The 273-nt window shown below is 43.2% G+C and carries 1 pseudogene; it reads left to right on the top strand.

Features of this window, described 5'->3' with window-relative positions:
• Positions 1-77: 77 nt before the first annotated feature.
• Positions 78-273, top strand: a pseudogene (gene tsf, locus FS628_RS30585) (elongation factor Ts); the annotation flags it as partial.

The raw sequence follows: 273 nt of genomic DNA, 5'->3' as shown, positions 1-273 counted from the left end.
TGTTGGGTGAGAAAGGTGTTTGTGGAGGAGGAAGCAAAGGGGGGGGTGGAGGAAGTGAAGGGGTTGTAGAATGTTACATGGAGGGTGGTGGACGTATTGGGGTTGTGGTTGAAGTTAAGTGTGAAAGAGAGTTGGTTGGTAAAAGAGATGAATTTAAGGATTTGGTTAAAGATGTAGGTATGGAAATTGGTGGAGGTAAGGGTAAATTGGTTAGAGGGGAAGAAGTTGGTAGAGAAGAGGTGGAAAAAGAAAAAGAAATTGTGAAAGGTGAAG

The organism is Paenibacillus xylanexedens (genome assembly GCF_007676705.1).
GTDB lineage: Bacteria > Bacillota > Bacilli > Paenibacillales > Paenibacillaceae > Paenibacillus > Paenibacillus xylanexedens_C.
The sequence above is the reverse complement of the archived record's forward strand: the minus strand, read 5'-3'. Positions and strand labels throughout refer to the sequence as shown.